A 20,874-nucleotide genomic window follows, 5' to 3' on the forward strand; every position below is an offset into this window, starting at 1 on the left:
TTACCGCGCACCTAATTCCAGGAAATGCAAAGGAGCCGTGTGACGCTGCAACTACGGGTTGCGGCACTCAGCATGACGGCTTTGGGGCTAATTACGCCCTGTTGCGATGCCGGCAAGCTGCCTCCCAACGCAGGCCCCGCGCAGAATTTTTCCGCGTTCCAACTTCGGGTACCGTACTTTTGACTCCCGTCATGCCCGAACGCTCCAATCCCCCCTCCGCGTCGGCAGCGAAATACATTTTCGTTACCGGCGGCGTCACTTCTTCACTCGGCAAAGGAATAATTTCCGCCTCGCTGGCCAAGCTCTTGCAGGCCCGCGGGTTCCGAGTCACCATTCAGAAGTTCGACCCCTACATCAACATCGACCCCGGTACGCTCAACCCCTACGAGCACGGCGAGTGCTACGTGACCGACGACGGCGCCGAAACCGACCTCGACCTCGGCCACTACGAGCGGTTCCTGAACACGCCCACCTCGCAGGCCAACAACGTCACCACCGGCCGCATCTACGACCACGTGATTCGGCGCGAGCGCGAAGGCGCCTTCCTCGGCAAAACGGTGCAGGTGGTGCCCCACATCACCGACGAAATCAAGCGGCGCATGCTGCTGCTGGGCCAGAACGGCCAGTTCGACGTGGTGATTACCGAAATCGGCGGCTGCATCGGCGACATCGAGAGCCTGCCCTTTGTGGAGGCCGTGCGCCAGCTCCGCTGGGAGCTGCCCGACGCCGACTCGCTCGTGATTCACCTCACGCTGGTGCCTTATTTGAAGGCAGCCGGCGAGCTCAAGACCAAGCCCACCCAGCACTCGGTGCGCGACCTGCGCGAGGCCGGCCTGCAGCCCGACATTCTGGTGTGCCGCACCGAGCACCCCATTCCGCTGGAGATGCGCCGCAAAATCGCGCTGTTCTGCAACGTCAAAATCAACTCCGTTATCGAAAGCCTTGATGCCGACAGCATCTATTCCGTGCCGCTGCTCATGCGCAAGGAAGGGCTGGACGAGCGGGTGATAAAGCGCCTGAAACTGACGGGCGGCACCGTGCAGCCCGATTTGGAAGCCTGGAAAGACTTCCTGGGCAAGCTGAAAAACCCCACCGAGGAAGTGACCATTGCCCTGGTGGGCAAGTACGTGGAGCTGCCCGATGCCTACAAGTCCATCAACGAGGCATTTGTGCACGCCGGGGCGCAAAACGAGTGCAAAGTCACGCTGCGCAGCGTGCAGTCCGACAACATCACGCCCGAAAACGTGGCCAGCCTGCTCCACGGCTGCGATGGCGTGCTGGTGGCGCCCGGCTTCGGCGAGCGCGGCTTTGAGGGCAAAATTGCTGCTGTGCGCTACGTGCGGGAGCACAACATTCCGTTCTTCGGCATTTGCCTGGGCATGCAGGTGGCCGTGGTAGAATACGCCCGCAACGTGCTGGGCCTGCTCGATGCCAACTCCACGGAGATGGACGGCCTCACGCCCAACCCCGTGGTGGCCATGATGGAGGAGCAGAAAAACATTACCCTGAAGGGCGGCACCATGCGCCTGGGCGCCTACGCCTGCGACCTGCGTCGCGGCTCGAAAGCGGCCAAAGCCTACGCCAAAAACCACATCAGCGAGCGCCACCGCCACCGCTACGAGTTCAACAACGACTACCTGGCCCGCTTTGAGGAAGCCGGCATGCAAATGACCGGCACCAACCCCGAAACCGGCCTGGTGGAAGTTATTGAGCTGCCCAACCATCCCTGGTTTGTGGCCGGCCAGTTCCACCCCGAGCTGAAAAGCACGGTGGAGCAGCCGCACCCGCTGTTCGTGCGCTTCGTGCGGGCCGCCATTCAGCACCGCAAAGGCTAGGCATTTGCGCTTAACAGCAAGAGTGTACGTCATGCTGAGCTTGTCGAAGCATCTCTACCGCGAAACCAATCAATTTCAGCATCGCGGTAGAGATGCTTCGGCTGCGCTCAGCATGACATACATTCTTTGTATCTCAATACGCACAGCACCCCGTACCTTTGCCCTTTCGCAACCTTAACGTACTAATGGATAAAAATTCAGCAACCGGCCTTTTCCTGATTTCGGCCTTGCTTCTCATCTACCTCTTCTTTTTCAGCCCGAAAACCGAAGATGTGAAGGCTACTGGTAAAACGCCAGCCCCCACCACTGCTGCTGCTCCGGCGGCTACGCCCGCGGCCACGCTGGCCTTTGCCCCCGAAGCTACCCTCGACACCGCCGCTACCAGCGGCGCGGTGGTTCAGGATGTAGCCCTCTCCAACGAGAACCTCAACATCACGTTCTCGACCCGGGGCGGCCGCGTGACGGCCGTGCGTTTGAAGAAATACAAGACCTTCGGTGGAAAGCCGCTGGACTTGTTCGATGCGACAAGTGCCCGCATGGACACCCAGTTCCGCACCATCGACGGCAAAGTCATTAAGTTTTCGGACCTGGTGTTTCAGTCCGCCACGTCGCAGGCAGCCGGTGGCGCGTCGGTGCTCACCTTCACAGCCCCAGTGGCCGGCGGCAGCGTGGTGCAGACGTACTCCCTGCCCGCCAACAGCTTCGAGCTGAAGTACGACCTGCGCCTGAACGGCCTGGAACGCACCGTGGCCAAGGAGCCGCTCACCTTCACCTTCGTGGACCGCGTGCGCCAGACCGAGCAGGACCTGGCCCAGAACCGCAACCATACCACCATCAACCATTACCTGGCCGCCGGCGACCAGGGCTCGCTGTCCGAAGCCAGCGAAACGCCCGAGGAGTACAAGGCCACGGGCCCCGTGAAATGGGCCGCCCACAAGCACGACTTCTTCGTGGCCGGCCTCATCGCCGACCAGCAGCCCTTCACGGGCGGCGCCTTCAACTCGACCGTTAACCTGGCCGACTCGACCACCATCAAAACCCTGAGCACCACCCTCACCCTGCCCGTGGACGAGGTGGCGCAGGGCCGGGGCCAGTACCGCTTCTTTTTCGGCCCCAATTCTTTTAGCCTGCTGAAGGAAGTGGCGCCCGAGTTCGACCGCAACGTGTACCTGGGCTGGGGCCTGTTTCGTTGGGTAAACCGCTTTGTGGTGCTGCCAGTGTTCCACTTCCTGGAGCAGTACATCAGCTCTTACGGCATTATTATTCTGCTGCTGGTGGTGCTCATCAAGCTGGTAACGTGGCCCCTGACCTATAAAAGCTACGAGAGCCAGGCCCGCATGAAAGTGCTGAAGCCGGAGATTGACGCGCTCAAGGAAAAGTACGGCGACGACGCCACTAAGGTGCAGCAGGAAACGATGAAGCTCTACTCCACTTTTGGGGTGAGCCCGCTGGGTGGCTGCCTGCCCACGCTGCTCACGATGCCCATTCTGTTTGCCTTGTTCCAGTTCTTCCCCAACGCCATCGAGCTACGGCAGGAAAGCTTTTTGTGGGCCAAAGACCTGAGCAGCTACGACGTATTTGCCCGGCTGCCTTTCTACGTGAAGTGGTACGGCGACCACATCAGCATGTTTACGCTGCTGATGACGGCCTCTACCCTACTCATGACCTGGCAGAGCAACCAGACCAACACGGCCATGCAGGGCCCCATGAAGACGTACAGCTACCTGATGCCCCTCATCTTCCTGTTCGTGCTGAACAGCTTCGCGGCCGGCCTCACCTGGTACTACTTCGTATCGAACGTGGTGACGTTTGCCCAGCAGGCCATCACCAAGTTCTTCATGGACGACACCAAAATCCGCGCGCAGCTGGACGCCAACAAAATCAAAAACAAGGACAAGAAGCCCGGTGGCATCCAAAACCGCATCGCCGAAGCCATGAAGGCCGCACAGGAACGCGAAGCCCAGGCCAAGCGCAAGCAGTCGTAAGCTTCGCCTCAGCGTGTCTGAGAAGCCGGCAGAACGAAACCGTAGCACGGTTTTCGTTCTGCCGGCTTTTTATTGGCCTATTTGCACGCAAATTCCAGTTGGCGGTTGCTAGTATCGAAACCGCCAACCAACAACTAGCAACTAATACCCCACTTATGCGTTTCTTCACCACCCTGCTTTGCTCGCTGACGCTGGGCCTGGCCCTGCCTAATTGTGCTCAAAAAAGCGTCTCTGCCGCGCAACAGGCCCCGGCCACGAAAGATTATCATCTGCGGCAGGGAGGCGGGCCGGTGCTCACCTTCGAGCGCACGGCCTGCATGGGCAAGTGCCCGACCTATACGATGCAAGTGTATGCCGACGGCCGCGTCATGTACGAGGGCCGCCGCTACGTGCCGCTCATGGGCCAGCGGGACCTGAAGTTGCCCGCCGCTACCGTTGCCGACATGCTGCGCAAGGCTCAGGAAGCCCAGTTCGACCAGTTTGAGGACCGGTACGCAGCGTACACCACCGATTTGCCCAGCACCATTATCGGTATTCAGCAACCCAATGGCCTACTCAAAAAGGTGGTGATAATAGAAGGGGCGCCCGAAAACGTGAACAAACTCGTGGCTAGCCTCGGTACCCAGCTCGACCAGCTGGCCAAAGTAGGCGGCGCCACCGAGTAACTCCACCTCCTGAAAAGCAACCCGCCGCAGGTGCCCTACTGCCCACTGCCGGCCTGCTCCGCCCGCGGCCCGAAAACGACCCGTAAGGCTTTCAGAGCCGCCGGATGATAAATGGTGGCGTGCGTTTCCTGCGGCAGGTGCTCGTAGTGGCAGGTGGCGGCGGGTGCGCTACCACTGTTCAGAACTTTGGCGAGCTGGCGGGTGGCCTTGATGTCGCCCTGGCTGCTGGTGGCCAGATATACTTGCCGGGTTTTTCCGGCCGGGGCCTTGGGCAAGGGGCCGGCCTGGGCGGCCAGTTGCCCGTTGTTCCACCACAGGCTGGGGTCAAAGGCGAGACAGGTATCGAACAGAGTGGGTTCCAGCAACAGGGTTTCGACCACAAACAGCCCGGCCAGGGACTCGCCCACGATGGCAGTTTCGGCGGTAGTGCGGTAGCGGCGCCGGACTTCGGGCATGAGTTCTTCGCGGATAAACTGCCGGTAAGCAGCCGAACCGCCCACCTGGAGGGCAATTTCCCGGTCTTTCGCGTTGGTAGTTGGCCCGGTCAAGTCCCGCCGCCGCTGGGTGTTCTCAATGCCAACCAGCACAAACGGACGCATAGTGCCGTTGCCCACCAGCACCTGCACAAGCCCTGCAACGTGCAGAAAATCCTCCTGCATTCCCCCGTCGGGCATGTACAGCACGGGCAGCCGCAACGTTGCCGAGTCGGTGTAGGCGGGCGGCAGGTACACGTTGAGGCGGCGGGTTTCATCCAGGACTTTTGACTGGATGGTAAACGTCTGGCCGATGACCAATGGCTCGGCCGCAGTGGCCACCACGACGGCATGCTTCATTGCTCCTCCGGCTGCAAGCAAGGCAAAAAGCAGCAGCAGTATCGAGAGGTGCAGGCGGGACATGGGCGAAGCTTGGGTTTGCTATTAAGAAGCTCAAAGTAAAGCTTATCCGGCAGAGCAAAGCAGGGGGCGCACTTTTCCGGCGCACTCAGTCCTTGCGCACCCGCTCCAGCAGCAGCTGGTTCATGGGGTTGGGCGCCAGGCCGCGCACGTTGTTCTGGGTCAGGCGCACTACTTCGTCGTAATACAGGCTGATAACCGGGCTTTCCTCCACCACAATGCGGTCCATGGCCTGGTAGAGCGCCGTGCGCCGGGCCACGTCCTGGGTACGGCGGGCCTCGTCGTAGAGCTTGTCGTAGGCTTCGCTTTTGAAGTGGGTTTTATCGGGGCCGGCGGGGCTGAAATTGGGGCTGTAGAACAGGGCCAGGTAGTTTTCGGCGTCGGGGTAGTCGCCCAGCCAGCTTTTGGCGAAGAAAGCCACGCGGCCATTATCCACCAGGTCCTGCTGCGCGGCGCTCTGGTTGATGTCAATCTGGACCTGCACGCCCACGTCGGCCCACTGTTTCTGGAGGTACTCCCCGATTTCCTTACGTTCGAGCACCGTGCTCAGGCGTAGTTTCAGCGGGCGCCGGGGGCCGTAGCCGGCCGCGCGCAGCAGCTGGCGCGCCTTCTGCGGCTGGTAGGTGTAGCCGGGCACTTCCTTTTCGGAAAACGATGGCAGCGCCGTGGGCACGAAGCCCGAAGTGCCGGGGTTGCCCACGCCGTTGAGCAGGTACTTTAGCATCTCGGGCTTGTTGATGGCGTAGTTGAGCGCCTGGCGTACACGCTTGTCGCGCAAGGCCCGGCCCTGCTCAGCCTGTTCCCCGCTCAGGTTGGCCGAATCAAGCTGAAAGCCTAAGTATTCCGTGTTCAGATAGGGCGCTTTCTGCACCGTGAACTTGCCCTTAAAGTCGTCCCGAATGGTACCATCGGGGTGCATAATCAGGTCGCGCGAACCAGCCCGGATACCGGAGAGGAAATCCAGCTTGCCCTGCATGAAGGTCAGGAATTCGGTTTTGCGGTCGGGCAGAAAGCTCACGGCCACGGCATCCAGATATGGCAGGGCGCGGCCCTTTTCGTCGCGTCGCCAGTAGCGGGAGTTACGCTCAAAGAGTAGCACGTTGCCATCGTCCCAGAGCTTGTACTGAAACGGCCCCGTGCCCACCGGATGCTCGCGGAAGTCCTTGCCGTATTTCGCCACGGCCTCGTGCGGCACCACGTAGGCATAAGGCATGGTCAGAATCCCCAGAAACGGAATAAACGGCTCCTTGAGGTGAATACGCAGCGTGGAATCGTTGGCCGCCACAAAGGCCGTGTCGCTGATGCTGCCATCGGGTTTTTCCAACACCTTGCCCCGGAAAATCCAGCCGCCGGAGCTAGCCGTAGCCGCGTCGAGCAGGCGGCGGAAGCTATACACGAAGTCGGCGGCGGTCACTTCACGGCCCTGGCCGCCGGCAAATACCTCGCTGCTGTGGAACCGTACGCCCTTGCGCAACACGAAGGTATAGAGCCGCCCATCGGGCGAAATACTGTAGCGCCGGGCCAGCGCGGGCACCGGCAACAGGGCCGAATCCAGCTCCATCAAGCCGTTGTAGAGTTGGCCCACGGCCCAGGAGTTGGCCTGGTTGCGGGCGAAAGCGGGGTCGAGCGAGGAGAGGGCTTCGGGCTGGTTGTAGCGGAACACGCGGCGCTCGTCGGCGGCCGGGCGGGCGGCATTGTGGCAGCCGGCCAACGTTAGCAAGCCCAGCCAGAATCCAAACGGTTTAGCCGATAAGCTAGCCCAACGTGCCAAAAAAGGGGCCATGCGAACAGGGAAAGAATGTATCTTTGTGCAATGCTACGGCAAAAGTTATTAGCTTTTGGTTGTCAGTTGTTCGTTATCAGTTGTTAGGCTGTGAGGCTCAGAAGGCCCACCGAATTAATACTGAGGCCCAAACAACCAGCAACTGACAACGAACAACTGACAACTGACAACTAGAGACTCATGGGAAAAATCATCGCGGTAGCCAATCAGAAAGGCGGGGTGGGCAAAACCACTACCTCCATCAACCTCGCGGCTTCCCTGGCCGCGCTGGACTACCGGACCCTGCTCGTCGATGCCGACCCCCAGGCCAACGCCACGTCCGGCGTGGGCTACGACCCCAAGGACATCCAGAACAGCATTTACGAGTGCATGGTGGACGGCATCAACGCCCAGGACATCATCATGCCCACCAACATTCTGCCCCACCTCGACCTCATGCCCTCCCACATCGACCTGGTGGGCGCCGAAGTGGAGATGATAAACCTGCCCAACCGCGAAGAGAAAATGAAGGAGGCCCTGCGCCCCCTCGCCGAGCAGTACGACTTCATCATCATCGACTGTTCGCCCTCGCTCGGCCTCATCACGGTCAACGCCCTCACGGCCGCGCACTCCGTCATCATCCCGGTGCAGTGCGAGTATTTCGCGTTGGAGGGTTTGGGTAAGCTGCTGAACACCATCAAAATCATTCAGAGCCGCCTCAACACGGAGCTCGAAATCGAAGGCATCCTGCTCACGATGTACGACGTGCGCCTGCGCCTGAGCAACCAGGTGGTGGAGGAAGTGCGCATGCACTTTCAGCAGCTGGCCTTCGACACCATCATCCCGCGCAACGTGAAGCTGAGCGAGTCGCCCAGCTTCGGCATCCCCGTCATCCTGCACGACGCCGAGAGCAAAGGCTCCATCAGCTACCTCAACCTGGCCCGCGAAATCGTGGAGAAAAACAGCGTGGAAGCCAGCCCCGAGGAAACGGCCGAGGACGAGCGGATTTAATTTGTGAGCTTAGCCTGGGCTATGAACAATTGGGAACTATCCAAAAATCAGCCTTTTGAAGGGGTATTATTACGTGGCAATCCCATTGTATGGGAGCAGCTGAAAGAGAATTTGTCTTTCGGCACAGTCCTGACTGGAAAGATTTTCGTTCGCACCCCTTTCGGTGTATTCTTCGATTCAGGTCATGGATTCCCGGTGTTGATGAATGTACCAGAGTTCGCCAAAGGCTACATGAAATTTCCCGATGACTACCCAGAACTAGACAGTGAAATTGGTGGACAGCTTGTAGGGTTTGATGACAGCAACAGACAACTACGCGCTGCCAGGCTTGGGATAGACATCCACTTTGACGCTAACCCCAACGGAGCCACACACCAGTAGCAACCCCAGTTTCTCCAGATTCTCCAAACCCCATCGGGGCGGCATTCGTTGGACGAGTGCCGCCCCAATGGGGCTTTATCGTTCATAGTCATTGCTTTTCTACCGACCTGCCGCCTCGTTGGAGCTAGATTAAACTGCTCTATCCATCAGGCTCCCCCTCTCTCCAAGGAGAGGGGGCCGGGGGGTGAGGTGAGCCCCCAAAACTTCCGGCTTGCCCTTCGCCCAACAATCCGTAATTTTGACATCCGTTGCCGCATGCCTTTTATGGGCCCGGCCGATGAACTATGGCTTTAGAGAGAAACGAAGAGAAACTGCAAGCCGCCCTGGCCGCCGCCGCGTCGGTGAAACGCAAGAGTGGCCTGGGCCGGGGCCTCAACGCCCTTATTGAAGGCAGCTACGATAAGAAAGGCGAGCGGCCCGGTTCCAGCGACCGGCTCGTGTCGCATCCGGTGAACTCGGTTGGCTTTATTTCGGTGGAGCACATCGAGGCCAACCCCTACCAGCCCCGCACCCATTTCGACCAGCAAGCCCTACAGGAACTGGCCGAAAGCATTAAGATTCAGGGCATCATTCAGCCCGTGACCCTGCGGCAGCTTGGCACCAATTCCTACCAGCTGATTTCGGGCGAGCGGCGTTTGCAGGCTTCCAAGCTGGCGGGCCTGGAAACCATTCCGGCCTACATCCGCAAGGCCGACGACCAGCAGATGCTGGAAATGGCCCTGATTGAGAACATTCAGCGCGAAAACCTGAATGCCATCGAAATTGCCCTCAGCTATCAGCGGCTGCTGAGCGAGTGCAACCTGCGCCAGGAAGAACTGGGCGACCGGGTGGGCAAAAACCGCAGCACCGTTACCAACTACCTGCGCCTGCTCAAGCTGCCGCCCGACGTGCAAATCGGCCTGCGCGACGCCGAAATCAGCATGGGCCACGCCCGCGCCCTCATCGGCATCGACGACCCCAAGGCCCAGATAGAGCTTTTCCGCAAAATTGTGGCCGAGGAGCTGTCTGTGCGCCGGGTTGAGGAATTGGTGCGCGGCGGCTACGGCCGGCCCGCTGCCAACAACGGCGCCGAGGACAGCGGTGCCCCCGCCGCCCCCGCCCAGCCGGTGGTGCCCGCCGCCGAGCTGCGCCGCACCGAACGCCACCTCACCGACCGGTTTGGCTCGCGTGTGCAGGTGCGCCCCGGCCCCAAAGGCAGCGGCGAAATCAAAATCGCCTTCGACTCGGTGGAGGACATGCAGCGCATCCTGCACATCCTGCATCCCTCGTAAGACCGTTGGTCCTTATTTGTCAGAACCAAACGATATCGGCTTACTAACAACCGATAACTAACAACCGACAACCAAAACACGCTAAAAATCGGGCGTTTGCCGTTAGCCGGTTTGCTATGAAAAAATTGAGTCCTCATTTCCGGGTGCTACTACTGGTGGCGGGCATTTTGCTCGCCGGTTTGAGTGCACGGGCGCAGGTTTTCGCGCCGCCAGCAGGTGAGGTAATTCGCGCCGATACTACCGAGCGCCGCGACGTGGTGGTGTCGGCCGAAGCCAAGCGCAGCAAAGCTGCCGCCGACTCGGCCAAGCGCACCGAGCGTCTGTTTCACGTTTATCTAAAGCCCGTCGTCGTTGACGGTGTTTACTATCCGGCTATTGAATTTCGCGGCATCCGACTGACCCGGCCAGGCAAAGCGGCGCTATTATCCGCCCTCTTGCCCGGCGCAGGCCAGATTTACAACCGTCGCTGGTGGAAATTGCCGCTGGTGTACGGCGCGCTGGGCGGCGTGATTTATGGGGAAGTGTTTTACCAGACCCGCTACCGGCAATACGCTGACGCCAGCAACCTGCTTAAGGACGAAGCGTCCAAACCCGATGGCCTTCGGCCGGGGTCCGATGCGCTGGACTTGCCAGTTCGCCAGGAGCGTACCATTGCGGCTATCGACAATGGTGTGCAGTTTTATCGCGGCAATCGCGACATCTTTCTTCTTTATATCGGCATTGCCTACGGGCTGCAAATAGTGGATGCCTTGGTCGATGCCCACCTCAAAGATTTCGACGTGAGCGAGGACCTCAGCCTGCATTGGCAGCCCGCGCTGCTGCCCGTACCGGGCCGGGCCCTGGCCCTGCCCACCGCCCCCGGCGTGACCTTTGCGCTGCGCGTGAAATAAGCCGTTGGGCAGGGCGGGTGGTTAAACTGCTTCTTTTGTGGGCCGGTTTCCATGTCGGCGTCTGTCCTCTGCCACTCCCCGGCGGCCAATAACTCATCTTCCAGAACTTGTCTACTTCATGAAAATTCTACTCATCGGCTACGGTAAAATGGGCCAAACCATTGCCGCACTGGCAGCAGCCCGTGGCCACGAAATCGCGGGCATTGTGGACCTGCACGCCACGCAGCTGAGCATTGGCGACTTTACGCCGGCCCAGGTGGATGTTGCCATCGAATTTACGCACCCCGATTCTGCTTTCGACAACGTGATGGCCTGCCTGCGCCAGGGCATCCCGGTGGTGTGCGGCTCCACGGGCTGGCTGCACCATTTTGAGGAAGCCCAACAGTTGGCCGCAGAAGTAGGCGGCAGTCTCTTTTACGCCTCCAACTACAGCGTGGGCGTGAACCTGTTCTTCCACTTCAACGAATACCTGGCGGCCAAGATGCACCAGTTTGGTGGCTACGACGTAGCCGTGCGGGAAATTCACCACACCCAAAAAATCGACCAGCCCAGCGGCACCGCCCTCACCGCGGCCGAAGCCATCATCCGGCACTTCCCCAGCAAAACCACCTGGCGCAACGCACCCGCCGAAACGCCCGCCGAGCTGGCCGTTATCAGCGAGCGGGCTGGCGACGTGGTGGGTACGCACATCGTTACCTATTCCTCGGCCGTGGACCGGCTGGAACTCACGCACGAAGCCCACAGCCGCGAAGGCTTTGCGGTGGGTGCCCTGCTGGCGGCCGAGTGGCTGCCCGGCCGGGTGGGCGTGTTCGGCATGAAAGAGCTGCTGGATTTGTAACTTCCCCGACCCGCGCTGGTGACGGCACAGCCTGCCGGCATTCTGTTGCGTTTCTTTACCTGAATTTCATTGCCAAGCCCAAGCTTGCTCCCCATGTCTTTGCTCAAAACCGACCGCACCACTGCTCCCAAGGCGCCAAAAACAAAAACCCGCGAGTGGGCCGATTCGCTGATTTTTGCCATTGTGGCGGCCACGCTCATTCGTTGGGCCACGTTTGAGGCCTACACCATTCCCTCGCCCAGCATGGAAAACTCCCTGCTGGTGGGCGATTACCTCTTCGTGAGCAAGCTGCATTACGGCCCCATCACGCCCCAAACGCCGCTGCAAGTCCCCCTCACCCACCAAACAATGTGGGGCACTGCCATGCAAAGCTATTCCGAGCTCATTCAGCTGCCTACCTACCGGCTGCCGGGCTTCTCGGAAATCAAGCGCAACGATGTGGTGGTATTTCACGTGCCCCACGAGTCGCAATTTCCGGCCGACCTGCGCACCAACTACATCAAGCGTTGCGTGGCCGTGGCCGGTGATACGCTCGAAATCCGGGATGGCAAGGTGTTTCTCAACGGCCAGCCCGGCGTAACCCCGCCCGGCCTGGAAACGACCTACTTTATGCAGGTCGACAACCCCAACGACGAGGTGTTGGCCGACCTCCGCGCCCAAAGTGTGGTGGACTACGACCAGCCCGGCGGCAGCCCGCAGGCCGTTACCGCGCCCGACGGCAAAGTGGGCTACGCCATCAGCTGCACGGCGGCGGCGGCAGATTTCTTCCGCAAGCAGCCCTACGTGAAGGGCCTGACCGTGATTGAGCCGCAGGTAGCGCTGTTTCCCGACGTAGCCGATTTCCGCAACTCCCCGGCCGTGAGCGCCACGCCGCGCGGCTGGTCCCTGGACAGCTACGGCCCGCTGCCCATCCCTAAAAAGGGCCAGACCATCGCTCTTTCGCCCGGCAACGCGGCCATCTACTTCAAGATAATAGCCCGCTACGAACACAATACCGGCGTAACCTGGAAGGATGGTATGATATACCAAGATGGTAAAATGCTCACCAGCTACACCATCAAGCAAAATTATTACATGATGATGGGCGACAATCGCCACAACTCCGAAGACTCGCGCTTCTGGGGTTTCGTGCCCGAAGACCATGTGGTGGGCAAGGCCGTACTCATCTGGCTGTCAGTTGACCCATTCGGGGATTTCTGGCACAAAATCCGCTGGAACCGCCTGTTCAACATCATTCACTAAATCGCTGATTGCCGTTGATTAAACTGATTTCATTGAGTTTTTGAAGTCGTTAATTAGAGCTTTTTGAATCAGCGAAATCACATAAATCAGCGGTAATCAGCTATTTACCAGGTTATTGGCTCTAGGGCCTTGCTTTGCAGCCAGGCATTGGCTTTGCTGAAGGGCTTGCTGCCGAAAAAACCCTTGTCGGCCGCGAACGGCGACGGGTGCACTGATTTCAGTATCAGGTGCTTTTTCTCGTCTATCAGCTCGGATTTTTTGCCCGCGTAGGCACCCCAGAGAATGAATACCACGTGTTCCTTCTCCTGCGACACTTTGCGGATTACGGCATCGGTAAACTCCTCCCAGCCTTTCTTTTGATGCGAGGCGGGCTCGCTGGCCCGCACCGTGAGCGTGGCATTGAGCAGCAGCACGCCTTGTTCGGCCCAGCGGTCGAGGTTGCCGTTGGGTGCGGGCGGCGTGCCGGGAATATCGGTCTGCAATTCCTTAAAAATATTCTGGAGCGAGGGCGGCGTGCGCTGCCCCTCTTGCACCGAAAACGAGAGGCCGTGCGCCTGGTTTCGGCCGTGGTAAGGGTCCTGGCCCAGTACCACCACCTTCACGTTATCGAAGGGCGTGGCATCGAAGGCGTGGAATATCTGGGGGCCGGGCGGGTAAACGGCTGCTGTGGCGTACTCACCTTTCACAAAGGCAATTAACCGTTGGAAATATGGTTTTTCGAACTCATCGGCTACCACGGGCCGCCAGCTTTCGGCTATCTTTACCATTGCAGTTTTTTAAGAAAATAACGGAACTTTTGCGGCGTTCTATCGCCACTTTTGCGTAAAACCAATTTGGGCGGGCCCCTGTTAAGCCCGCAGTTACTTATCAGCTCCGACACTTATGCCCACCACCACTACGCAGGGCGTCACCGTTTCGGTTACGACCAACTACCTGCCCGACTATTCCAGCCCCGGCCAGGAGCATTTCGTCTTTGCCTATAAGATTGATATTCGAAACAACAGCGAGTTCACGGTGAAGCTGTTGCGGCGGCACTGGCATATTCACGACGCCAATGGCGTGGTGCGCGAAGTAGAGGGCGAAGGCGTAGTGGGCCGCCAGCCGGTGCTGGAGCCCGGCGAGTCTCATCAGTACGTGAGCGGCTGCAACCTGAAATCGGGCGTGGGCAAGATGCGCGGCACCTACCTGATGGAGCGCGTAGCCAACGGCCAGCAGTTTTCGGTGGAAATCCCCGAGTTCACCCTCATGGTGCCGTACCGGCTCAACTGAGCCGGTAGCTGCCAGCCATTAGCTAGTAGCTTTGTCCTGCTGATAGCAGCAGTAGCTAAAGGCTAGCAGCTGAAAGCTAACAGCTAAATCCAAGTTGTTTCAACTCCTCGCTTACCTTCGTTTCTGGCTTCGTTCGGGCAATGCTCACGGGCTGCACTCCCCGTTTGTGTTTGGCCTATACACCTCCGTAGTGCGCCACACGGGCATCTTCGGGGCCTATGAGGCCATTGAGGCACGCCGGCGACAGCTGCTGAGCAGCCCTGCCAGCATCACGGTCACCGACTTTGGGGCGGGCTCACACACAGGCGCCGGTCGGCAGCGCCGCGTGGCCGACATTGCCCGCACGGCGGCCAAGCCCCCGCACCTGGCGCAGCTGCTGTTTCGGCTGGCCAACTACTTCCGCCCGGCTACCATTCTGGAATTAGGCACCTCGCTGGGCCTGACTACCGCCTACCTGGCCGCCGCCGACTCGCGCACCAAAGTCGTTACGCTGGAAGGATGCCCCAACGTAGCCGGCGTGGCCCGCGAAACCTTCGCGGCACTGCAGCTGCAGAACATTGAGATTGTGGAGGGCAATATCGACGACACCCTTGCCCCGGCCTTGTCGGCGTTGGGTGCGCCTCTGGGGTTTGCCTTCTTCGATGGCAACCACCGTTACGAACCCACGCTGCACTATTTTGAACAGTGCCTGGCGCACCGCACTCCCGAATCCGTCTTTGTCTTCGACGATATTCACTGGTCTGAGGAGATGGAACGGGCCTGGGAAGTTATCAAGGCTCACCCCGACGTGACGGTGACGGTTGACCTGTTCTATATCGGCTTGGTTTTCTTTCGCACGGGCCAGCCCAAACAGCACTTTTCCCTACGAGTGTGATTGTAGCATAAGCTTTAGCTTGTGCCACGAACCGGATGCATGCTGTGAATGCGGCCCAAGCTAAAGCTTATGCTACAGCTTGGGCCACGGGGCTGTGCGAATACTGTGAGCGCGGCACAAGCCAAAGCTTATGCAATGGCCTCGCGCACCCGCGTCAGCTTCACCAGCAATGCTTCGAGCTGGTCGAGCGGGAGCATGTTGGCGCCGTCGGAGAGGGCGGTAGCGGGCGTAGGGTGGGTTTCGATGAACAGGCCATCGGCGCCCACGGCAATGGCGGCTTTAGCAATGGTTTCGATGAGGGCCGGCTGGCCGCCGGTTACGCCGCTGCTTTGGTTGGGACGCTGCAGGGAGTGCGTCACATCCATCACCACGGGCACCTGGAAGTCGCGCATGGCGGGCAGGTTGCGGAAATCCACCACGAGGTCGGAATAGCCGAAGGAGTTACCGCGCTCGGTCAGTATCACGTTGTCGTTGCCGGCCTGGCGCACCTTGTCCACGGCCCATTTCATGGCCTCACCGCTCAGAAACTGGCCTTTTTTGATGTTGACTACTTTCCCGGTTTGGGCGGCGGCAATCAGCAAATCGGTCTGGCGACACAGGAAAGCGGGAATTTGCAGCACGTCCACATATTCGGCCGCGAGCGCCGCCTCGCCCGACTCGTGGATGTCCGTTACCGTAGGCACGCCAATCTCGCGCCCCACTTTTTGCAGGATGCGCAGGGCCGTTTCATCGCCAATTCCGGTAAAGGAATCGAGGCGCGAGCGGTTGGCTTTACGATACGAGCCTTTGAAAATGAAGGGAATTTGCAGCTTATCCGTCATGTGCTTGATGCGCTCCGCGATGCGCAGGGCCATGTCTTCACCCTCAATGACGCAGGGACCGGCCATGAGGAAAAACTGACCGGAATTGGTGTTGCGGAAATGCGGAAGGGTGTTGGCGAGGGCAGTGAGCACGGGATTGATTTTTAGAAAGCGGCGGCGTGGCCATTGGCCGCCTTTTGGCGACACAACGGCCGGCATTACCGCCCGTGAGTACGGAAGGTTTATTTTTTCTTCAAACAGATGAACAGCTCCCGGTCCTGCCGGGGGCGGAGCGAATTGGTGGCCGTTGCGAAGTGCCGGAAATCGAAGTAGGGCGCGAAGTAGCTCCGGTACTCCTCTTTGCTGCCGCCAAACGGCGGCTCCTGCACCGGTCCGAAATCCGTATCGAACAGCAGGCCCATGAGCGTGCCGCCGGGGACCAATAGCCGGCCGCACTGCTGCGCGTAGGCGGGCCGCAGCGTCGGGTTGAGGGCGCAGAAGAACGTTTGCTCCACAATTAAATCGTAGGGCGGGGCGTTGGACAATTTAAAAAAGTCGGCTTGCAGGAGGTGGGCCGCCGGAAAGTCGGGCACGCGGGCAGCTAAGGCAGCCAGGGCTTCGGGCGCCACATCGACCACGAATACTTGCCGGAAGCCGAGGTGGTGGAGGTATTCGGCTTCGTAGGCCCGGCCGGCACCAGGAATGAGGATGCGCGGCTGCCGGCTTACGGCCATTTGGTCGAAGTAGGCACGGAGCGGCGGGGTTACTTCGCGGGTGTCCCAGCCGTCGCGTCCGGCCACGTAACGTGCTTGCCAGTAGGCGGCATCGAAGTCAGGTAAAACCGTTTCCATCGCGTCAAAGTATATCAAAAACTTGCCAGGGCCCGGAAGTCCCCTATTTTTACACCCAAAGGTAAGCGTCGCACCGCGGCGGGCACCCCAAAAAACTGTTCGCTTTTTCTGAATTAACTATTCCCGCATGGACCCTAACGAAACCCCCGAACCCCGTTCCAACAATAGCCGCGTGCTGCTCTGGGTAGCCCTGGTTCTGGTGCTGCTTGGCATCAACGGCGTTCTGTTTTACCTCAACCAGCAGAAAGGCCAGCTGAATGAGGAGCTGACGACCGAAGTCAAAGCCAAAGACAGCAAGCTGCAGGAGCAAATCAAGCAGTACGAAGCGCTGAAGACTGATTTTGAGCGCCAAAGCCAGGAGCTACAGGCCCTGGGCCTGAGCAACGACTCGCTGGAATCGAAAATTGCCAGCGTCAATTCGGACTTGCTCAAGCTCCGCTCCTTCCGGGCCGGCAGCTTCTCCATCGCGCAGCAAAGCCTGTTCAAGCAGCGCGCCCAGAACCTGGAATCGCAGCTGCGGAAGAAGGACGATGACATTGCCCAGCTCAAAAAGGACAACGAAACGCTTTACACCGAAACCACCACCCTTAAAGAGCGCCAAAACAAGCTGTCTGACACCATCAGCACCATTGCCCGCACCAACCAGGAGCTGACGGAAAAGGTAGGCGTCGCCTCCCGGCTACAATCCGAGAACATCAAGGTGGCCATCATCACTTCCAAAAACAAGGAGCAGGACGACGATAAAGACGAGTTTAAAGCCAAGCGCGTGGAAAAAGTACGCGTGACTTTCAACCTATCTCGCAACGACGTTTCGCCGAAGGAAACCAAAGCCATTTACATGCGCATTCTGGAGCCCGACGGCGCCGCGCTCTACAACCTGAGCACGGGCGGCGGCACTTTCACCGTAGACGGCCAGGAGGCCTTCTACACCCAGAAACAGGACGTGGTGTACGACAACTCCAAGCAGAAGCTGGACTTCGTGTACGCCAAAGGTGCCGAATACAAGAAGGGCTCGCACACCGTGGAGCTGTACGAAAGCGGCCAGCTGATGGGCAAAACCACTTTCACGCTGAAGTAGACCACGGATTCGCAACGGTTCGCAGCCTGCTGCACCGCTGCGAGTTTCAACCCCCAACAAAAGAGCCCGCTTCGTACTGAAGCGGGCTCTTTTGTTGGGCGTTGGGCGGGTTGGGCTTACTCAGCGGCTACGCTGGTTTCGTATTTGTCGAGCTTGGCCAGCACGGCCTCAATGTTCTCGGTGAAGAGCGTGATGACGGCGCCCTCCGGCGCCGTTTGCAGCACGTGGTCGATGGCATCCATTTCCCGTTCGATGTAGGTAATGGGCAAATCCGGCTTGTCGAGGCGCAGGCCGCGCTCCATCAGAGCTTTGATTTCCTCGGCGGTTTTGCCGCGCAGGTCGCGGTCCTGCCGCAGCACTACTTCGTCGAATATGCGCCCGGCAATGCGCGAAAAGCCCAAAGTATCCTCGTCGCGGCGGTCGCCCAAGCCCGACACCACCCCTATTTTACGGGTAGCCGGCGTAGCGTCCATAAACGCCCCAAATTTCAGAATCCCGGCCGTGTTGTGGGCATAGTCCACGATGACTTCGTACTTCGGAAACTTGTACACGTTCATACGGCCCGGAGTTTTGGTCCCCGACGGCACAAATGTGCGGAAAGCAGTTTTGATATCGTCGCGGTCGAAACCGGCCAGGTAGCCGGCCAGCGCGGCCGCCAAGCTGTTCTCAATGTTGAAGCCGGCCCGGCCGCCAAACGTAATCGGGAATTCGGCGGCCCGGTCGATGCGCAGCTTGTAGCTATTCTTGTAGATGGTGATGTAGCCTTCCTCGTACACGGCGGCCACGCCGCCGGCCTCCACGTGCTCAATGATGCGCGGGTTGTTTTCGTCCATGCTGAAGAGCGCCACGCGGCAGTCCACGGTGCGGGCCATGGCGTACACCAGGTCGTCGTCGGCATTGAGCACGGCCCAGCCGTTTTTGCGCACCGTGCGCGGCAGCACGCCTTTCACGGCCGCCATTTCTTCCACGGTGTTGATATCGCGCATACCCAAGTGGTCGGCCGCCACGTTGGTCACCACCGCAATGTCGCAGTTATGGAAACCCAGGCCGGAGCGCAGCATGCCGCCGCGCGCGGTTTCGAGCACGGCAAAGTTCACGGTGGGGTCCTTGAGCACAAACTCGGCGCTTTGGCCGCCGGTGCAGTCCCCGGTTTGCAGCTGCACGCCCTGAATGTAGATACCGTCGGTGGTGGTGAAGCCCACTTTGTAGCCTTTGCTGGCCACCAGGTGCGCAATGAGGCGCGTGGTAGTGGTTTTGCCGTTGGTGCCCGTCACGGCAATGATGGGAATGCGGGCGGGCTCGCCGGGCGGAAACAGCATGTCGACCACCGGGGCGGCCACGTTGCGCGGCAGGCCCTCGGCGGGCGCGATGTGCATGCGGAAGCCCGGCGCGGCGTTTACCTCAATCACGGCGCCGCGGCTCTCATTGAGCGGTACGGCAATGTCAGTGGCCATCAGGTCGATGCCGCAGATGTCGAGGCCCACAATGCCGGCCACCCGCTCAGCCAGCAGCACGTTGTAGGGATGCATCAGGTCGGTCACGTCGGTAGCGGTGCCACCGGTGCTGATGTTGGCCGTGCTTTTCAGATACAGCGTCTCATCGGCGGGCAGCACCGATTCCAGCGTGAGGTCCTTGCTGGTCAGGATATCCAGCGTGTGCTTGTCGGCTTTGATGGCCGTCAGCACTTTTTCGTGGCCCACTCCGCGGCGCGGGTCCATGTTCACCGCGTCAATCAGCTGCTGAATGGTGCTACTACCATCGCCGGTCACGGCGGCCGGGGTGCGCTTGGCGGCGGCAATGAGCTTGCCGTTCACCACCAGCAGTCGGAAGTCAAACCCTTCAATAAACTGCTCCACAATCACGGCCCGCGAGTACGCCTGCGCGGCTTTCAGACCCTCGGCGGCGTCATTCCAGTTCATAATGTGGATGGTGGCACCCTTGCCGTGGTTGCCGTTGAGCGGCTTGGTCACGATGGGAAAACCCAGCTCGTCGATGGCCTCGCGCAGGCCGTCCTCCGAGTACACGGTGGTGCCGCGGGGCACGGGCACGCCCGCGTCGTTGAGCATGGCCTTGGTGCGATTTTTATTGCCGGCTACTTCCACCCCGGCGTGCGAGGTGTAGCTGGTGGTGGTGGCCCAAATGCGCTTCTGGTTGACGCCGTAACCCAGCTGAATGATGTTGCTGTTTTTGAGGGCGATGTAAGGAATGTTGCGCGAAGCCGCTTCGGCCACAATGCTATAGGTGCTGGGGCCAATGAATTCATCTTCACGAATTTCGTGCAGCTCGTCAATAATAGGCTTGAGGTCAACCTGTTCGCCGTTGCAGGAAGCTTCTACAATTTCTACGGCCATCTCGAGGGCCCGGCGTCCGGCCCGCTCTTCCTGGTAGCAAAACACGACATACTCCACGCCTTCTTCCTGGGCGGGGTACGACTTGCCCCAGTACACGGGCATGCCCCCCAAGCGCTGCAGCTCCAGAGCAATGTGGTAGATGACGTGGCCCAACGGCTCGCCGTCGTTCAACTGGTCCAAGTCAAGCGGCGGGCGCTTGGCCGACTGCTTGCCGCCGCTCATGCCGTTGGGCTGCGGCTGCCCGATTTTAGGAAACAGCTCCATGAGCCGCCCGCCCAGCTCCGGCACTGTATTCGACCATTTCCCCGCAAACTCCTCCAAATCAACTTTAGCGACAATGAGCTTGGTGTGCTTCACAGACCAGTAACTGGGGCCGCGCATGGTGCGCAGGTCAATAATCTTCATATTTGGAAAGAAAAAGAGCGTTTAGAGTCCCCTACGTAAGAGGATATGGCTTGGCTGCTCAATTTAGGCACAAGGCCGGCTAAAACCCGCGAATTGCCATTTGGAGCATAAAAAAAGCCCCGTTTGCCAATTGGCAGACGGGGCTTTTTCAAAACTAATCAGAGGTGACGGGCGGATTCGAACCGCCGTAGGAGGTTTTGCAGACCTCTACCTAGCCACTCGGTCACGTCACCAGTAGTGGTCTTTTGGGAGCGCAAAGGTACGCAGCCGGTTCGGGGTGGGCAAGGCAACGACACAAAAAAAGCCCCGGCGTTGCGGCCTTGTCCTTACCCACATCTTAGGGCTGGTTGAGTTGAGTGGCGAGCCGGACGCCTTCGACGAGTAAGCGCAGGCTCATCAGGCCGCGCCAGAGGGTTTGCCAGCCAGGTGGTCCGTCGCCTTTGCGGCCCAGGTGGCCGCCCAGGCCAGCCAAG

Annotated in this window: 19 protein-coding genes and 1 tRNA gene; 12 read left to right on the forward strand and 8 right to left on the reverse strand. The window is 59.7% G+C overall.

What is annotated here, in order from left to right:
* Positions 1-191 precede the first annotated feature (191 nt).
* The 3 genes from GM79_RS10960 to GM79_RS10970 all read left to right on the forward strand — a co-directional run bounded on the left by GM79_RS10960 (position 192) and on the right by GM79_RS10970 (position 4,485).
* Positions 192-1,835, forward strand: a complete 1,644-nt coding sequence (locus tag GM79_RS10960) for a CTP synthase (protein ID WP_035563607.1) — start codon at positions 192-194, stop codon at positions 1,833-1,835.
* Between the two features lie 185 nt (positions 1,836-2,020).
* On the forward strand, positions 2,021-3,820 hold the full coding sequence (gene yidC / locus GM79_RS10965; RefSeq protein ID WP_035563610.1) for a membrane protein insertase YidC: 1,800 nt from the start codon (positions 2,021-2,023) through the stop codon (positions 3,818-3,820).
* A 155-nt stretch (positions 3,821-3,975) separates the two neighbouring features.
* A complete protein-coding gene (locus GM79_RS10970) occupies positions 3,976-4,485 on the forward strand; it encodes a DUF6438 domain-containing protein (RefSeq protein WP_035563613.1) in 510 nt (169 codons plus the stop codon).
* A gap of 35 nt (positions 4,486-4,520) precedes the next feature.
* Here the strand turns inward: GM79_RS10970 and GM79_RS10975 are convergent, their stop codons facing one another.
* Positions 4,521-5,381, reverse strand: coding sequence for an alpha/beta hydrolase (locus GM79_RS10975; RefSeq protein WP_152559950.1), 861 nt, complete (start codon positions 5,379-5,381; stop codon positions 4,521-4,523).
* 85 nt (positions 5,382-5,466) lie between these two features.
* Entirely contained in the window at positions 5,467-7,161 is a 1,695-nt protein-coding gene (locus tag GM79_RS10980; protein WP_072008598.1) for an ABC transporter substrate-binding protein, read from the reverse strand.
* A gap of 180 nt (positions 7,162-7,341) precedes the next feature.
* On the opposite strand from GM79_RS10980, the gene GM79_RS10985 reads away from it, so the two are divergent.
* From GM79_RS10985 to lepB, 6 genes are all read left to right on the forward strand, one after another.
* Positions 7,342-8,151 (forward strand): ParA family protein, encoded by an 810-nt coding sequence (locus GM79_RS10985; protein WP_035563616.1) that lies wholly within the window; start codon positions 7,342-7,344, stop codon positions 8,149-8,151.
* A gap of 21 nt (positions 8,152-8,172) precedes the next feature.
* A complete protein-coding gene (locus tag GM79_RS10990) occupies positions 8,173-8,532 on the forward strand; it encodes a hypothetical protein (RefSeq protein ID WP_035563618.1) in 360 nt (119 codons plus the stop codon).
* Positions 8,533-8,816: 284 nt separating this feature from the next.
* The gene (locus tag GM79_RS10995) at positions 8,817-9,803 is read left to right on the forward strand and encodes a ParB/RepB/Spo0J family partition protein (protein ID WP_081867692.1); all 987 of its coding nucleotides are present in this window, start codon (positions 8,817-8,819) and stop codon (positions 9,801-9,803) included.
* Positions 9,804-9,919: 116 nt separating this feature from the next.
* The gene (locus GM79_RS22995; RefSeq protein ID WP_051718779.1) at positions 9,920-10,693 is read left to right on the forward strand and encodes a DUF5683 domain-containing protein; all 774 of its coding nucleotides are present in this window, start codon (positions 9,920-9,922) and stop codon (positions 10,691-10,693) included.
* 118 nt (positions 10,694-10,811) lie between these two features.
* Entirely contained in the window at positions 10,812-11,531 is a 720-nt protein-coding gene (gene dapB, locus GM79_RS11005; protein ID WP_035563621.1) for a 4-hydroxy-tetrahydrodipicolinate reductase, read from the forward strand.
* A 93-nt stretch (positions 11,532-11,624) separates the two neighbouring features.
* The gene (lepB, locus tag GM79_RS11010) at positions 11,625-12,773 is read left to right on the forward strand and encodes a signal peptidase I (protein WP_035563624.1); all 1,149 of its coding nucleotides are present in this window, start codon (positions 11,625-11,627) and stop codon (positions 12,771-12,773) included.
* 104 nt (positions 12,774-12,877) lie between these two features.
* Here lepB and GM79_RS11015 read toward each other — a convergent pair whose 3' ends face one another.
* Positions 12,878-13,540, reverse strand: coding sequence for a uracil-DNA glycosylase (locus GM79_RS11015; RefSeq protein WP_035563626.1), 663 nt, complete (start codon positions 13,538-13,540; stop codon positions 12,878-12,880).
* Between the two features lie 115 nt (positions 13,541-13,655).
* Here GM79_RS11015 and apaG point away from each other — a divergent pair, with 115 nt between their 5' ends.
* Both apaG and GM79_RS11025 read left to right on the forward strand, forming a co-directional pair.
* A complete protein-coding gene (apaG, locus tag GM79_RS11020; protein ID WP_035563629.1) occupies positions 13,656-14,042 on the forward strand; it encodes a Co2+/Mg2+ efflux protein ApaG in 387 nt (128 codons plus the stop codon).
* A gap of 94 nt (positions 14,043-14,136) precedes the next feature.
* A complete protein-coding gene (locus GM79_RS11025; protein ID WP_035563632.1) occupies positions 14,137-14,916 on the forward strand; it encodes an O-methyltransferase in 780 nt (259 codons plus the stop codon).
* Positions 14,917-15,044: 128 nt separating this feature from the next.
* Here GM79_RS11025 and kdsA read toward each other — a convergent pair whose 3' ends face one another.
* Both kdsA and GM79_RS11035 read right to left on the reverse strand, forming a co-directional pair.
* On the reverse strand, positions 15,045-15,869 hold the full coding sequence (kdsA, locus tag GM79_RS11030) for a 3-deoxy-8-phosphooctulonate synthase (protein ID WP_035563680.1): 825 nt from the start codon (positions 15,867-15,869) through the stop codon (positions 15,045-15,047).
* A gap of 89 nt (positions 15,870-15,958) precedes the next feature.
* A complete protein-coding gene (locus GM79_RS11035; RefSeq protein ID WP_035563635.1) occupies positions 15,959-16,567 on the reverse strand; it encodes a methyltransferase domain-containing protein in 609 nt (202 codons plus the stop codon).
* Between the two features lie 127 nt (positions 16,568-16,694).
* Here GM79_RS11035 and GM79_RS11040 point away from each other — a divergent pair, with 127 nt between their 5' ends.
* Positions 16,695-17,645, forward strand: a complete 951-nt coding sequence (locus GM79_RS11040; protein WP_035563638.1) for a hypothetical protein — start codon at positions 16,695-16,697, stop codon at positions 17,643-17,645.
* 116 nt (positions 17,646-17,761) lie between these two features.
* Here GM79_RS11040 and cphA read toward each other — a convergent pair whose 3' ends face one another.
* The 3 genes from cphA to GM79_RS26520 all read right to left on the reverse strand — a co-directional run bounded on the left by cphA (position 17,762) and on the right by GM79_RS26520 (position 20,873).
* The gene (gene cphA, locus GM79_RS11045; protein ID WP_035563640.1) at positions 17,762-20,401 is read right to left on the reverse strand and encodes a cyanophycin synthetase; all 2,640 of its coding nucleotides are present in this window, start codon (positions 20,399-20,401) and stop codon (positions 17,762-17,764) included.
* Positions 20,402-20,563: 162 nt separating this feature from the next.
* Positions 20,564-20,634, reverse strand: a tRNA-Cys gene (locus GM79_RS11050).
* Between the two features lie 104 nt (positions 20,635-20,738).
* A complete protein-coding gene (locus GM79_RS26520; protein WP_081867693.1) occupies positions 20,739-20,873 on the reverse strand; it encodes an IS4 family transposase in 135 nt (44 codons plus the stop codon).
* Between the last annotated feature and the right edge of the window lies 1 nt (position 20,874).

Source organism: Hymenobacter sp. IS2118 (assembly GCF_000715495.1).
In the GTDB taxonomy this organism is placed as follows: domain Bacteria; phylum Bacteroidota; class Bacteroidia; order Cytophagales; family Hymenobacteraceae; genus Hymenobacter.